This is a genomic window from Polystyrenella longa, from assembly GCF_007750395.1.
GTDB classification, from domain to species: Bacteria; Planctomycetota; Planctomycetia; order Planctomycetales; family Planctomycetaceae; genus Polystyrenella; species Polystyrenella longa.
This window is the reverse complement of the sequence record NZ_CP036281.1, coordinates 3700854-3714736: the sequence shown is the minus strand read 5'-3', so window position 1 is coordinate 3714736 and position 13883 is coordinate 3700854. Positions and strand designations below refer to the sequence as shown.

Annotated in this window: 13 protein-coding genes; 2 read left to right on the top strand and 11 right to left on the bottom strand. The window is 50.0% G+C overall.

Translation table 11 applies throughout. The annotated features are described in order from the left end of the window. Positions 1–49: 49 nt before the first annotated feature. Positions 50–370 carry a divalent-cation tolerance protein CutA gene (gene cutA / locus Pla110_RS13765; protein ID WP_144996324.1) on the bottom strand — a complete coding sequence of 107 codons (321 nt, stop codon included), beginning with the start codon at positions 368–370 and terminating at the stop codon, positions 50–52. Between the two features lie 279 nt (positions 371–649). Between cutA and Pla110_RS13760 the strand changes: the two genes are divergently transcribed. Continuing rightward, positions 650–1354 carry a peptidylprolyl isomerase gene (locus tag Pla110_RS13760; RefSeq protein WP_231742437.1) on the top strand — a complete coding sequence of 235 codons (705 nt, stop codon included), beginning with the start codon at positions 650–652 and terminating at the stop codon, positions 1352–1354. 12 nt (positions 1355–1366) lie between these two features. Here Pla110_RS13760 and Pla110_RS13755 read toward each other — a convergent pair whose 3' ends face one another. Together Pla110_RS13755 and Pla110_RS13750 are read right to left on the bottom strand one after the other, a co-directional pair. Then, entirely contained in the window at positions 1367–1789 is a 423-nt protein-coding gene (locus tag Pla110_RS13755; RefSeq protein WP_144996323.1) for a GNAT family N-acetyltransferase, read from the bottom strand. Between the two features lie 185 nt (positions 1790–1974). Continuing rightward, positions 1975–2787 (bottom strand): sensor histidine kinase, encoded by an 813-nt coding sequence (locus tag Pla110_RS13750; RefSeq protein ID WP_144996322.1) that lies wholly within the window; start codon positions 2785–2787, stop codon positions 1975–1977. A 472-nt stretch (positions 2788–3259) separates the two neighbouring features. On the opposite strand from Pla110_RS13750, the gene Pla110_RS13745 reads away from it, so the two are divergent. Beyond that, positions 3260–3952, top strand: a complete 693-nt coding sequence (locus Pla110_RS13745; RefSeq protein WP_144996321.1) for an ABC transporter ATP-binding protein — start codon at positions 3260–3262, stop codon at positions 3950–3952. A 159-nt stretch (positions 3953–4111) separates the two neighbouring features. Here Pla110_RS13745 and Pla110_RS13740 read toward each other — a convergent pair whose 3' ends face one another. The 8 genes from Pla110_RS13740 to aspS all read right to left on the bottom strand — a co-directional run bounded on the left by Pla110_RS13740 (position 4112) and on the right by aspS (position 13716). Further along, positions 4112–4651 carry a hypothetical protein gene (locus Pla110_RS13740; RefSeq protein ID WP_144996320.1) on the bottom strand — a complete coding sequence of 180 codons (540 nt, stop codon included), beginning with the start codon at positions 4649–4651 and terminating at the stop codon, positions 4112–4114. Positions 4652–4916: 265 nt separating this feature from the next. After that, entirely contained in the window at positions 4917–6335 is a 1419-nt protein-coding gene (locus tag Pla110_RS13735; protein ID WP_144996319.1) for a POT family MFS transporter, read from the bottom strand. Between the two features lie 210 nt (positions 6336–6545). Further along, on the bottom strand, positions 6546–6770 hold the full coding sequence (locus tag Pla110_RS13730; RefSeq protein ID WP_144996318.1) for a SlyX family protein: 225 nt from the start codon (positions 6768–6770) through the stop codon (positions 6546–6548). 29 nt (positions 6771–6799) lie between these two features. After that, entirely contained in the window at positions 6800–7921 is a 1122-nt protein-coding gene (locus tag Pla110_RS13725; protein WP_144996317.1) for an alpha/beta hydrolase, read from the bottom strand. A 47-nt stretch (positions 7922–7968) separates the two neighbouring features. Then, on the bottom strand, positions 7969–9027 hold the full coding sequence (locus tag Pla110_RS13720) for an ABC transporter permease (RefSeq protein WP_231742436.1): 1059 nt from the start codon (positions 9025–9027) through the stop codon (positions 7969–7971). Then, positions 9024–10517, bottom strand: coding sequence for a sugar ABC transporter ATP-binding protein (locus tag Pla110_RS13715; RefSeq protein WP_144996316.1), 1494 nt, complete (start codon positions 10515–10517; stop codon positions 9024–9026). The genes Pla110_RS13720 and Pla110_RS13715 overlap by 4 nt, the downstream gene beginning before the upstream one ends. A 116-nt stretch (positions 10518–10633) precedes the next feature. Continuing rightward, positions 10634–11623 carry an ABC transporter substrate-binding protein gene (locus Pla110_RS13710; protein ID WP_144996315.1) on the bottom strand — a complete coding sequence of 330 codons (990 nt, stop codon included), beginning with the start codon at positions 11621–11623 and terminating at the stop codon, positions 10634–10636. 320 nt (positions 11624–11943) lie between these two features. Beyond that, complete coding sequence (gene aspS, locus Pla110_RS13705; RefSeq protein ID WP_144996314.1) at positions 11944–13716, bottom strand: aspartate--tRNA ligase; 1773 nt, start codon at positions 13714–13716, stop codon at positions 11944–11946. Positions 13717–13883: the final 167 nt, after the last annotated feature.

The following is a 13883-nucleotide window of genomic DNA, read 5'->3' as shown; positions in this document are numbered from 1 at the left end:
GTGACTTTCAAGCAAAAAGGTTGGGAATAAATCAGAAATACAATCGCGTTCACGGACTGCTGGTCGAATCCTGAATCCAGCTGAAATATTCGGGAAGGATTTTAGTGATAGGCCACGAGGTGATGCAGGGAACTTCGTATTCGTGTAACTCCTGGACACGAGCGATTAATCCCTGTACGCGATCCTGACTGGTTTTAAAGTAAACGAGACATTCGTCAGCGGTTTGAACTTCTTCTTCCCAGCGATAGACGGATTTTATCTGAGGGACGATATTCGCACATGCCGCCAATCTCTCTGTGACGACGATCTGCGCAAGTGATTCTGCCTGCTCCGAGGAAGGCATTGTGACATAGACCACGGCTGCGGACATAAAAACTCTTCCTTAATGTTATGAGCGGCTCTCTATTGGTGTTGATGAGAATCTTTCCGGACAGATCATAGAAGATTCACGCCTGAAATTCACAGGGCGAGTCTTATAAAGATGCAGATTCTTACGGCAGGTGAAGATTTCGCGGTCCGAGAGCAGCGGGAAGCAGACGCGTAAAAACCAGCGGCAAGAGCAGGACCGGCATTTTCAGCCGGTGATGGTTTTGATAGTCTGATCTATATCTGGAAATCGGTCTAAAGAACAAATCAGAGAGAAATAAAGATGAATTCGTATTATCGCTCACTTCTGTTCATGGGAATCTGCGTGGTCTTCACTGGCTGTATGGCTTCTCAGTCTGATACGCAACTGGAAACGCGTAAGTCGGAATCAGCCTCACAGTCTGACGATGGCGCCGTGCGACTGGCCAGTGCCGAATCGGAACTAAAACCGGCAGCGGAAGAAGAGACAAACACGTATAAAGTCAAATTCGAAACCACTAAGGGGGACATCATCATCGAAGTTCACCCAGACTGGTCTCCTCGAGGATCAGAACGACTCAAAGAACTTGTTGAAAGTGGCTTCTTCACGGATACCGCCTTCTTCCGAGTGGTGGACGGTTTCATGGCCCAGTTTGGTATCAGTAACGATCCGGTGGCCAACCAAAAGTTTCGCGATGCACCACTGAAGGATGATCCTGTTCGGAAATCGAACACCAGAGGACGTATCACTTTTGCAGCGACGGGACAGCCGAATTCTCGTACAACCCAGATGTTCATTAACTACGGCAACAACGGTAGGTTGGACGGAATGGGATTCGCTCCTTTTGGCGAAGTCGTCGAGGGAATGAAAGTCGTGGACGCGCTCTACTCGGGCTATGGTGAAAAACCATCTCGTTTGCAGGGACGCATTGCAGACGAAGGTAACGGGTTCCTCAAACAGCAGTATCCAAAACTCGACTACATTAAAACAGCGACGATCATCAAGTAGTGCCAGCAGGTTTTACTCGCGAGTTTGCATGAACAATGCTTTTTTCTGCCCAGGCAGCGTGTAATCGAAGCCGCAGGATTGAAAGAAGTCATCGCTGGCAGTAACGACCATCACTTCCAGAATGTTTTTGTTCCGTGCCATATCGACGCAGGATTGGACCAGTTTTTTACCAACACCGATTCCCTGCCACTCGTCTTGGACTACCAGGCTGCGAATTTCCGCCAGCTTGGGAGAATAGATTTCCAAAGCGGCGAATCCAATGAGCTCGTCTCCTTTGAGAGCAACGAATCCACTGTGCGCGAGCAGGTTCAATTCATCCACCGTGCGGGGAAGAATTTTGTTTTGCTCGACAAAAGGGGTGATGAAATCCTGTAGCTTATCGAGATCGGTCAGGATTGCCTGCCGTATACGGACGTCATCAAGATTATTGGACATGAATTCAAATTGCCTGTGCGCGTGTCGGTTTATAGTCCTCACACGCATCTTATCGAACAACGCGCGGCGCTGACAATGTGAAACGGGAGAGATGTTCCGACACGGTTAGGCAATGTCGTTTTTTAGGGATGCCGTCTTTTTGCGTTTTGGTAATCAAACGGCAGGGGCTGTCAGGCTTTTCCAGTTTAACTTGCCAGATGCATTCGCAAGTTGGAGGCGGCATCGCCTTGAACGACTGCTAGTGGGAAACGTAAAGTGAACGTGGTTCCTTCGCCTACTTGACTTTCCACTCGGATTCGGCCCTGATGCGCTTCGATCACTTCGCGGCACATGGAAAGCCCCAAACCCGTTCCTCCCTGACCACGTGCATCGGCCTTTTTCGTCGTGAAAAAAGGTTGGAAGATTTTTTGGAGCTGATCGGCGGGTATCCCCGAGCCACTGTCTCGAACTGAAATCTCAGCTGTGTTGGAATCCTGATTGGCCAGAACGCCAATCACCATGCGTCCACCTCCATCCATCGCCTGGCGTGCATTGACAATCAGATTGAGTAAAACCTGTTGGACCTGATTCGCATTTAAACTGGCGAATGGTCGACCTTCAAAGCGGGTTTCCAAGTTCACCCGGTGGATCTGCAGGTCTTTCTCAACGAGTACCAGAACCTCTTCCACCAACTGGACCAGGTCGGTGGCCTCTTTTTGTTCATTATGATTTCGGGCGTAAGAGAGCATACCCGTCGTGATTTTGGCGGCACGCTGTCCGGCATTCAAAATTTTGTTGAACGCCTTTTCGCGGGTCGCCTCGTCATTGTGGCGTAACCCCATTTTGGCATAGTTGATCGTCGTCGTCAGGATATTATTAAATTCATGCGTGATGGATGCCGCGAGTGCGCCGACGCTGCTCATCTTCTGCGATTGCATCAATTGATTTCTGAGCTGTTCGTTCTCCAGTTGGAGGGCGTCCAGTTTCTGTTCCAACGTTTGCACATTCTGATCCGACATGAGGAAATATCCTGACTGGCGCCGCTGAGGGGGAATTGTTCCCGAAGAGGCGGCTGCCTTAGTTCCTGAAAGGTCTGAAATACTTTGCTTATTGCGTTCCGAACTCGTTTCGGAAGAGCAAAACCGCCCGGTGGGTGGTTCGGTCGCGAAGTATCAATTGTTACGCTTCTAGTAGTTCTATCGGAGACCGGGCAGACAAAATCCATGAAGAGTCACCTTACCTCGATGCTCTGGGGGTGCGATTTCTCACGGAATTCGCAATGTGACGATTAACGATTTCAGGAAAGGTGCGTAAAAGGCGGGGAATGCTGTCGATAGCGAGAATGTTAAATCAGGTAGTTCAGTTTAACCCTGCGGGTGATTGCGGAATCCGTTGAAAGCATCCCGCCCATCGTATACTGTTATTAAACCACATAGCTGGCCCACCCGATTTTCACACACCTTCCATTGGCTTCCCGATTCGGTAACTCCCATGATTCAAGTCGAAAATCTGACGTTAAAAGCTGGAGCTTTTCGACTGGAGAATCTATCCTTCGAAATTCCCCGTGGTGAATACGCTGTTCTGATGGGAAGAACGGGTTGTGGCAAAACGACCTTGCTGGAAGGGCTCTGTGGATTGAAATCCGTCGTCAGCGGGAAGATTATCATCGGTGGCGAAGAAGTGACGAATGCCAAACCGGGAATGCGAGATATCGGTTTCGTCCCGCAGGAAGCAGCGCTGTTTCCTAATCTGAAGGTTCACGAACAGCTCAGTTTTGCACTCGAGATTCGAAAATGGTCCAAAGAGCAAACGAAATGCCGGGTCGATGAACTGGCAGAAGTGTTGGGCCTGAAGCAATTACTGGACAGGTATCCCACGGGGCTGAGCGGTGGAGAGCGCCAACGAATTTCTCTCGGTAGGGCACTCGCTTTTCATCCTGATGTCTTATGCCTGGATGAACCACTTTCTGCACTGGACGAACAAACCCGTTTGGAAATGTATTCCGTCCTGCAGACGGTCAAACAACATTTCCACACCACGACTTTGCATATTACCCATAGTATGGAAGAAGCCGTGCAACTGGCAGATGTTCTGTACCGACTTGAGTCAGGTAGTCTGAAGCGTCAAGAACATCCCGCTCCAGCAGAAGCGACTGGAGATCAAGCCAAAGAGAGCCAGGCTTAGGACGATTTGACTGGTCGGAGTTTTTCAGTTTGGTATGCCACGCGGGGAATAAAAAAAACTCCCGACTAAGATGTTCAATGACATCGAAGTCAGGAGTTTTGTCAGCGTTGGCCACAATAATGATTAGAGGGCTACGTCTTATTTCAGGTGGCAACAGGTCTAGTGATCGTGGTCGTCATGATCATGATCATGATGATGCATGATCTCGCCTTCGTAAGTCTCGCCATCAACTGTGACGATGATTTCCCCTTCCAGGTCTTCGGCGTCGGTGACGTGTTCTTTGATGATCTCATTACCTGCCAGCTCAAAGTAGGATGATTTCCCTTCGGGGTCACCTTCCTGTGGTTTGGCGGTCAATTTGAATTCCTGCTCTTCTTCGCCGATGTGAAGATGGGCGCCGATTTCCGTCTGATCAATCGGGTAAGCCTTCATTTCGTCATGGTCAAGAATGTAGACGCCCACTTTATGGTCAGCTGCGTCAAAAACGACTTCCGCCATATATTTGTGGTCGCCCAGATCAACCAGGTGTCCGTCGTGCGGACCGTGTTCTTCATGACCGTGTTCGTCATGGTCGTGATCATCCTCATGGGATGTGCTCGGTTCGAATTCTTGAAGACCATCGTCTCCATTACCACAACCGGCAACCCAGGGAAGCAGCCCGATCAACAGGGCCAATACAGCTAATTTACGCAAAGACATTTACGACTTCCTTTCAGAATGTGGCTCTCAGTCTCCATCGGTGATTACTTGGACCACGCCCTGAAAAAATACAAATCGGGCGAGCAGTCTCAACAACAATATAAGCTTGGTGGGGACGACTTCGGTAAGTTGTCAGCCGGAAGACACTTCCTCAATGAATGATTCGATGTGATCACCAGCAGCAAATAACGCTTTTATGTCCTTGAACCAGTTGTAAATGATCAACGAACTGTTGACCAGTGGTCCGCATTGAAAAAGTTGTGATTTAAGGTTTCGGCTCGGTTGATTCAGGTCCTTGCACATACAACACCTCGCGATAACGCATGGAGAGCCAGGTCAGTGCCAATGCGGATAGAAATGCTAAACCAGTGAAGAACCAGTAATAGTCGGCTCCTTCCAACATCTGAGTACCGTCGTCGCGCGTAATCACTAGATTAACCAGATAGGTGATGAAGTTCCCTAGAGAGACCGACAGCAGGTAGAACGACATGACGAATGATTTTAAGTTGTTAGGAGCCTGCGTGTAGGAGAATTCTAGACAGGTAATCGAAACCATCACTTCGGACATGGTGAGTAAGACGTAGGGAATCAATTGCATCAGAATATGCACATGACCTGGGGCATGGGTGTCGATGCTGTGTTGAATCAGACTGGTCAGGCCAAATGCCGCCGTACAGAGGAAAGTTCCCAGGCTCATTTTTCTCAAATAAGTCAGAGGGTAAATCTTGTTGATTAGTGGATAAATCACTTTCGCGTACAGAGGTACGAGAATCAGGATCAGCAATGGATTCGCTGCCTGCATCTGGGAATTACGAATTTCTATTTCACTCCACCACTCTGGTAGCCAATTAAATGGCTGAGCCCCGAACAGGACCAGGTCACCCAGTTGGTTTTCCATGGCTTTAGCCTGCAGCACCCAGGCAGAGGCTGTCTGATCAAAACAGGACCAGAAAATCGAGACCAGAATATAGATTGGGATCAGACCCAGAATTGCTTTCTGTGTCTTCGGTTCAGCCAGCTCTTGCCAGAACTGTTTTCCCTTGGGGGGAATGTGAACGAATTCATTCCGTCCGAACCAGAAGATGAATGTCGCTATTAACATCAGCAATCCCGGAACGCCGAAGGCGACCGAAGGCCCATAATAATGCAGCAGGATGGGGGTAAGTAAAGTCGAGGCGAATGCCCCAATATTGATCGAGTAATAGAACCAGTTGAAAACCTGGTTAAAGCGATGCGATGCATTCCGTCCAAATTGATCGCCGACGTGGGCCGACACACAAGGTTTGATCCCCCCGGAGCCAATCGCGAGTAATGTCAAACCGACGGTCAGTCCGAAGCGTGTCTCATCCAGTGCAAGGGCAAGGTGGCCAAGACAGTAGACAATCGATAACCACAGGATTGTTTTGTATTTACCAAACAACCAGTCCGCAACAATCGCCCCGATAATCGGAGTGAAATAGTTGCAGGCGGTGAAGAGATGAATCGCCTTCTTTGCTTCACCATCTGACATCAACGCCAACTCGCCCGAGGAATTTATCAGATACTCGGTCATAAAGACGGTGAGAATCGCCTTCATCCCATAGTAACTGAATCGTTCCGCTACCTCATTTCCGATAATGTATGGAATTCCGGATGGCATGCCGGAGGAGTCGGTGGGGGTCGTCCGAAACGTTTTTTCGCTCATAATATATTTTGAAATCCAAGGCAGGGCAATTGGCCGGGCGTGGGTGTTATTGCGGCGCGATTAATCGTTATCGGAAGGAAATACCATTACCAGAAGAACTTGTCATGGTCGTATTTGTCTTGTAACTGGTTGCGGATGTTTTCGGGTTAGCAAGTCCAGAGTAATGGTGACACCCTCGTGTCTATTGTGGGAACCTTGGACCGGGATCCCTTAATAATGCGGTGGCCGTTCATCGCTCGGGTTGCGTTCTTCCGTTCCTTCGATTTCTTCAATATGTTGTTGCAGTTTCTCATTGATGTGTCGAAGATCGTCCAGTTGTGACTGCTGTTCCAGAACGACGCCATTTAATTGCTGCACGTCATGCTGCAAATGCGTGAACAACATTTCCAGATCAGTAATCCGCAGGAGGAGAGCTTCGGTGTCGGGTGGTGACATGGGTTAATCGTTAGTCCAAAGGAGGAAGGTCAGCGAGAGGGAATCTCAGTGGGTGTATGTTGCAGGTGCAGGTCTAAAAAATGATACGCAACGTCGCGGGCTTCGAGAGGGAAATCGTGTTCACTCACTGGGTAGTTCACCTTGAGATGGTTCGATACGCCATGCAGATCATACACAGGCAAAGCCAGATCGATTGAGTCCTGAACCCCACTCACTTCGAAATTACTATCGTAAAGTGGAGAACTCGCCAGAAATGCACGAGGGGCGAAGCAGGCAATGATCTCTGGAAAGTCAAACGGAACCTGATTCGGGTCACTTTGGTAGGTCGTCCGTATCAAGGGCATGTATCGATCACTCGACCAACCGCGGAGATCCCCACCGTAATATTTGTGGAATCGAGTGAAACCGCAGTTGGAGACAATCGCTTTAATACGATCATCAAATGCGGCGGTGAACATCGTATTGTGTCCGCCGAGAGAGTGCCCGAGACAACCAATCCGTTCGTCATCCACTTCCGGGAGCGATTGCAGTAAATCGAGAGCACGTTGATTGTCGTAAATTGCCCGCATCGTGCCGCTCTGGTATCTGTTCTCCGTTGTTAAGTCGATTTGATATTCGCCGAAGGTGGGGTAATCAGGGGCAAGGGTAACATAACCCCGCTTCGCCAGATGAAAAGCATAATGCAAGTTGGGTTTGGTGCCCATTCCGACTGGTTCCTCTTTTCCAATTCCTGTCGTCTGGTGCAAACATAAAACGGCCGCCGTTAGACCGGGGACTTCCGCCTGACGAAACAAATAGGCGTGAACTTTCCGCTCCAATGACTCAGTATGGTAAGCGATTTTCTGTCGAAGAATACCATCGACGGTCGTTTCCTCCAGTACCGTTAATTCAAGAGGTACGGGAATCTCCGGCAGGGGAAGCGGTCCCATGACCAGTTGCATATTCGCCAGGATCTGCGTTTTCCGTTTCTGCCAGTCATTGAGTGTTTGGACTGGTTTTGTTTCTCCGGAAGCCGTTTGAAAAGTCATCACCTCAAGATGTGCCTGGTTTTCCGACGCAGTGGAATCGTCAGCGATCAGAGGGTGTCGATGAATGACAATCACGGACAGGCTGAAAAGAGTAATCAGCACGATGAAATGCGGGAGTCGCATAGATTCAATTTCTCATTGGGTGAGGCAAGTATAACCACGGTGGCGGTTCAGGACTTTTCAATCCGTCGTTGACGTAATTGGTCGATGGTCACGGCCGCAATAATAATGACCCCCAGAGCAATATCCTGAACCGGGTTGGTGAGGCCGACCTTCGTGCAACCATTGCCAATTAGATAGATAATGATCGAGCCGGTCAATGTACCGATCACAGACCCTCGTCCTCCATTGAGCGACCCTCCACCAATGACGACAGCAGCGATGATCTTCAATTCCAGCCCAATTCCGGACGTTGGCTCGGCAGTGGACAGTCTTGAGAACTGGTAGACGCCTGCTAAGCCGACGAACAACCCCGCCAGCGAATAGAGTCCAATCTTGGTCCAGGGAACATTAATCCCACACAACCGTGCCGTTGATTCATTGGAACCGAGTGCAAAAATGTAGCGACTGAAGACAGTGAACCTCAACAGGATGATGGTCAGTGCTGCCACCAGAATGATCAACCAAATACCGCTGGGCATTCCCAGATAAAGAGAGTCGGTTCGGATGCTGGTAAATATTTCCAACCAGTCGGGAATCTGTGTCTCTTTGTCAGGGCGGATCGTCGTTTCGTCGGCCACCATCTTGGCGATACCCAGGTACAACGTCATCGTACCCAGAGTGACTATAAACGGAACTACACGTAAAGTGCTGATCAAGATTCCGTTTAACGCACCACATAACATTCCCGTTAGAATCGCTGCGGGAATAGCGATCATTGCGGAGAAATCGGACTTGAGGCACCACGCCAGAACGGTCGCGCTCAAAGCAATCGCGGTTCCAGCAGACAGGTCGATTCCGCCCGCGATGATAATGATTGTCATCCCCAGGGCAGCCACGGCAACGACTGATGTTTGTGAAATGATCGATCGCACATTTCGCACGGATGCGAAACTGGTATATCCCATGAAATACCATTCCGCGATCGAGAAGATGATAAAGATCACGATCAACGCCCCAAACTGAGCCAGCCCGTTCATGAAGTCGAAGTTCAAGCGGGGAGGTTTGGTATCCGCGGGAAACGGTTTGGGATATTCTGTTGATGTTTGGTTAGTTTTATTTGAACTCATAATGCCTCACCCGATATCGCCACACTCATCAATGATTCCTCTGTCCAGTCCGCACGAGGGCGAACTTCCAGTAATTGTCCTCGGGACATGACCGCAATGCGATCACACACCGCCAGCAGTTCTGTCAGGTAGGAACTGACGAAGACAATCGCTTTGTCTTGCGCGGCCAGCTCGCCCATCTGGCGATAAATTTCTGATTTGGTTCCCACATCGATTCCCCGGGTCGGTTCGTCGAATAGAAAAATGTCTGCCTCCTGGTGCATCACTCGGGCCAGAGCCACTTTCTGTTGGTTGCCACCAGATAGCTCGACCAGCATTTGTTCGGGCGAATGTGCTTTTACCTGTAACTTCTGCATCCACTTCAGGACAGCTTGGTAACGCTTATTCAGATTCAATAATCCAAAGGAAGAATAAGGAGCCAGATTGCTGAATGTGATGTTGTCGCTAATGGAACAGTTTTGAGCGAGTCCTTCCTGTTTGCGATCTTCCGAGACAATTCCGATGCCTCGTTCAATCATATTGGCCGGTGTCGGACGGACGTCGATGTTGTTCACTTTAACTTGGCCAGTTCGAATGGGATCAAGCCCATACATACAGCGGATCAACTCGGTTCGCCCGGCCCCCACCAATCCTGAGATACCCAGGATTTCACCACGTCGAATATTAAGCTCCACCTTGCGGGGGATTTTTTCTCCGGAAAGATTGGAGATCTGCACGACCGTTTCGCCTGGCGTGTGTGGTACCTGGGGAAAGAGTTCATTCACATCGCGGCCTACCATCAGTCGCACAATATCCTCTTCACTCGTTCCTTCCAGCGAACCACTCCCGACCGATTCTCCATCTCGGAGTACAGCGTATTCATCACCAATCTCGCGGACTTCTTCCAAGAAGTGTGAAATATAAATGATCCCCAACCCCTGTTCTTTCAACTGGTTAATTACCTTGAAAAGGTGTCGGACATCGTGCTGCGTCAATGAACTGGTCGGTTCATCGAACACAACGACTTTGCTGTCGAAAACGAGTGCTCGCGCGATTTCTACGAGCTGTTGAGCTGCGATGGAAAGTTCTCGAACGAGAGTGTGGGGTTTGAGGCCGGGGTGCCCCAGCTTGGCAAGGGCGTCGCGAACGCGCGGGTACTGCTCAGATCGACTCAGAAATCCGGCAACACTGTCTTCGCGACCGAGCATGATGTTATCTTCAACAGATAAATCTGGCGCCAGATTCAGTTCCTGATAAATCATGCTGATGCCGGCCAGTCGAGCTTCATGCGGCCCAGCAGGAGAGTACGGTTTACCGCATAACTGCATTGCGCCCGAATCGGGACTATGCGCTCCGCTCAGCACTTTCATTAGTGTGCTTTTACCGGCACCATTTTCGCCTACCAGTGCCAGAATCTTCCCCGCTTTGACGTCAAAATGGACGTCTTTCAATGCTTGAGTCGCACCAAACCGCTTGCTGATGTTTCGCATCGTCAACAACGTATCGGACATGGGCATCTCGATGACAGTACTAAGAAACCAGGACCACGAAAATCAGGACCAGATCAATTAGTAACAGCGGAAAATCATACCAACAGAGAGGACGTTCTATTCTTGTATGAAAAAGCTTATTCGCCACCGAATTGAGGGGGCGCCAGTAGATTCGACATTTCTTCTTCTTTCATGTTCTCAGGAGTCGCAACGTACTCACCCGTGTTGACGCGTTTATCAATGTCATTGCCATCGATATGGTCCAGCAGAGTCTTGACTCCTAAGTAGCCCATCGCGACGGGGTCCTGCAGAACGATGCCATGAACTGTTCCATCGCTAAGGCCATTTGCCAGGTCGGTGTTGGGATCGAATGCGATGAATTTAACATCGCCGGCAAGTTCCAGTTCCTGTAAGGCCTTCAATGTACCTGCGGCGTTTGGTTCGCATACAGCGAAGATGCCATCGACTTCATTCTTGTAGGTATCAAGTACCTGCGTCGCCTTCGCGAGTGAGGAGGCAGGAGTCGTCCCCGAGTATTGATCTGATGAAAGAATATTGACGTTGGGAAACTCTTTTTTGAGTGTTTCCAGAAATGCTTCTTCTCGTTGCTCGGTGCTCTCACTTCCCGGGTTATAGCGAAGCAGAATGACATCTCCTTCTCCGTTCAGAAGTTCGCCCATCCGGCGTGCGGCCATCGCACCTCCGTTGTAGTTATCAGTCGCTACGTAGCTGACGATATTCGAAGTGTCGTCCAGACCACTGTCGAAAATCACGACGGGGATTTTGTATTCGACGGCTTCGTCCACGTACTCCACGAGTGCTTGCGAATCGAGTGGGGCGAGCACAATTCCATCGACATTGCCGATGAAGTTCTGAACGACCGATATCTGGCCTTCGCGGTCGTTTTCCAGTTGGGGGCCTTTCCAGAGAATTTCTACGTTGCCATGTTCTTTGGCCGCCTGTTCTGCTCCGTAATGAACCGATTTCCAGAACTCGTGTGTTGTTCCTTTGGGAATGACGGCAATGCGATAGGTCTTTTCGCCATTGTCGGCACTGGAATCAGCAGAGTCGGAACCGGCGCAACCAATGAGGGCGAGGGCCGCAAGTAAAACAGCAAACCGTTTCATGGGAGAACTCCATTCGGGATAGGTATTATTCAGATTTGCGAGTAAAGGTGAGATTCTTAATATAGAACCAACCTGAAACCCATTTGCGGTGTTTCTAAGACTGTAAAACAAGGGCCATTATTACTAACGAGGGAGTTTCAGGGCCGCTTCTATTGTCAAGAACTTCAATCTAAAAGCAACCGTTGACCAGTCTTCCTGCCAGACAATGAAGCGAGAATTGACGGGGAACGAAAAAAACAGCCATTTCACCGAGATAGCGAAATAGCTGTTGGAATAATATTCAAATTGAAAGCGAGCCAAATTTGCCTCGCTTATCCCGTTTATTTCATTGGCGGAACGTCAGTTTTAATAAACAGATCACGCAGCTGTTTAGCATCGACTTCGGCCGGAGCACCACTCAAGAGGTCGCTTGCTTTTTGCGTTTTGGGGAACGCGATGACGTCGCGGATGTTTTCATGTCCGAGGAACAGCATTACAAGTCGGTCCAGTCCCAGTGCGACTCCAGCGTGAGGTGGTGCCCCGTAGCGGAGAGCTTCCAAGAGGAATCCAAAGCGGGCTTCGGCTTCCTCTTCGGCGATGCCGAGCAGGTCGAAGATCTGCTGCTGAATCTTGGGACTGTGAATACGAACGCTTCCGCTTGCCGATTCATATCCGTTAATAATGAGGTCGTACGCTTTCGCTCGTACTTCCCCCGGGGATGATTTTAACTTTTCGACGTCGTCGTCGTTAGGTTGGCAGAATGGGTGATGTTCGGCGTCCCACCGTTTTTCGTCTTCGTTGTGATGGAACATGGGAAAGTCCACGACCCAGGCACATTTGAATTCGTTGGGATCGTATAGTTCGAGTTCTTTACCCAGTCGTCCTCGCAGGGCAGCTAAGGCAGCGGAGGTGACGCTTCCTTTGTCAGCTACAAAGAAGAGCAGGTCGCCAGGTTCGGCGTCCAGGCTTTTGATGATGGTCTGTTGATGATCGGCCGAGAAGAACTTCGCGATGGGGGAATCGAGTCCTTCTTCATTGACGCGGAAGAAGGCAAGTCCTTTGGCACCGTAATCACCCACGAAGGCAGTCAGGCCGTCGATGTCCTTTCGGCTGTATTTGGTCGCGGCTCCTTTGGCGTTCAGTCCGCGGATACGTCCACCAGAGGAAGCGACATTCTTAAACACGCCAAAGTCACATTCCGCTCCTAAAGCCGTGATTTCGACGAGTTCCATGCCAAATCGCAAGTCCGGTTTGTCGTTACCGTATTTTTCCATCACTTCAGCATGAGTGTATCGTGGCAGGGGCAGGCTGACATCCTGACCTTTAATGCCTTTAATCATCGCCGACATCAGGCCGTCGACCAAAGTCAGAATGTCTTCCTGGTCAACGAATGCCATTTCCAGGTCGATCTGGGTGAACTCGGGTTGGCGATCGGCACGCAAGTCTTCGTCGCGAAAACAGCGAGCGATTTGATAATAGCGGTCGTAGCCCGCAATCATCAGGATCTGTTTGTAAATCTGAGGTGATTGGGGCAGGGCGTAGAAAGAACCTGGATGCACGCGGCTCGGAACCAAGTAGTCGCGAGCACCTTCAGGCGTACTACGTCCCAGCATGGGGGTTTCGATTTCGAGGAAATCGAGGTTGTTGAAATAGTCCCGGGTGATCTGACAGATTTTGTGTCGCAGAACCATTGCCTGTTGGAGGTTTTGACGACGGAGGTCAAGGAAGCGATGTTTCAAACGCAACTCTTCACCCGGTAGTTCCATTGCGCCGGGTTCGAAGGGAGGAGTCAGGCTTTTGTTGAGCACTTCCAGTTCGCTGACTTTGATCTCGATTTTACCCGTTTCGATTTTCGGGTTAATCGCATCCTTGCCTCGTTCCGTAACAGTGCCGATGACTTTGATGACATCTTCATTGCGTAAGGTCCGCGATTTTTCATGAAAGTCATCGCCGACTTCCGGGTGAAAGACGACCTGAGTCTTTCCGTAGCGATCGCGCAGGTCGATGAAGACAACGCCACCATGGTCGCGCCAACTATCTACCCAGCCACAAAGAGTGGCGGTTTCGCCTGCCTGTTCAACTCGTAATTCACCACAAGTTCTGGTTCGTAACACCGTCGGATAACCCTGAAAACAAGGATTGGAGGGAATCGGTCCTCGAAAATGGAACCGGTCAGCGCATATGAAGACCCCGTCGAACAGGCCGCATCACGCGACCGGAGGGGAAGAATGCAAGACGCGTATTATAGAGTCTGCCCCGCCCGTCGCAACGCTGACAGCGC

Bases quoted from the DNA above. Each gene is read 5' to 3' on its own strand.
- Pla110_RS13745 (WP_144996321.1), top strand. From the start codon at position 3,260: ATGATTCAAGTCGAAAATCTGACGTTAAAAGCTGGAGCTTTTCGACTG.
- Pla110_RS13715 (WP_144996316.1), bottom strand. From the start codon at position 10,517: ATGTCCGATACGTTGTTGACGATGCGAAACATCAGCAAGCGGTTTGGT.
- Pla110_RS13710 (WP_144996315.1), bottom strand. From the start codon at position 11,623: ATGAAACGGTTTGCTGTTTTACTTGCGGCCCTCGCCCTCATTGGTTGC.
- Pla110_RS13740 (WP_144996320.1), bottom strand. From the start codon at position 4,651: ATGTCTTTGCGTAAATTAGCTGTATTGGCCCTGTTGATCGGGCTGCTT.
- Pla110_RS13720 (WP_231742436.1), bottom strand. From the start codon at position 9,027: ATGAGTTCAAATAAAACTAACCAAACATCAACAGAATATCCCAAACCG.
- Pla110_RS13760 (WP_231742437.1), top strand. From the start codon at position 650: ATGAATTCGTATTATCGCTCACTTCTGTTCATGGGAATCTGCGTGGTC.
- Pla110_RS13730 (WP_144996318.1), bottom strand. From the start codon at position 6,770: ATGTCACCACCCGACACCGAAGCTCTCCTCCTGCGGATTACTGATCTG.
- Pla110_RS13735 (WP_144996319.1), bottom strand. From the start codon at position 6,335: ATGAGCGAAAAAACGTTTCGGACGACCCCCACCGACTCCTCCGGCATG.
- Pla110_RS13755 (WP_144996323.1), bottom strand. From the start codon at position 1,789: ATGTCCAATAATCTTGATGACGTCCGTATACGGCAGGCAATCCTGACC.
- cutA (WP_144996324.1), bottom strand. From the start codon at position 370: ATGTCCGCAGCCGTGGTCTATGTCACAATGCCTTCCTCGGAGCAGGCA.
- Pla110_RS13725 (WP_144996317.1), bottom strand. From the start codon at position 7,921: ATGCGACTCCCGCATTTCATCGTGCTGATTACTCTTTTCAGCCTGTCC.
- Pla110_RS13750 (WP_144996322.1), bottom strand. From the start codon at position 2,787: ATGTCGGATCAGAATGTGCAAACGTTGGAACAGAAACTGGACGCCCTC.